Here is a 210-nt window from a genome sequence, read left to right on the forward strand (position 1 = left end):
GGCACCATTGATTGCATCGACCTGGACCTGATTCCCGAAGACCTGCCGTTCGGGCAGTTGTCGGCGGTCGCCGGCGATGCGGCCTATCAATACATCGCCCGTGCCGTCGAACTGGCGCAGGCCAGGCAGATCGACGCCATCTGCACCGCGCCGTTGAACAAGGAAGCGCTGCATGCCGGCGGTCACAAATACCCCGGCCATACCGAATTG

1 protein-coding gene is annotated in these 210 nt (G+C 62.9%); it reads left to right on the forward strand.

From position 1 onward, the window contains the following. Positions 1–210: 4-hydroxythreonine-4-phosphate dehydrogenase PdxA (locus ACW9IN_RS30230; protein ID WP_457369262.1), on the forward strand; the 210-nt coding region annotated here is incomplete at both ends.

Source organism: Pseudomonas sp. SDO5271_S396 (genome assembly GCF_054071795.1).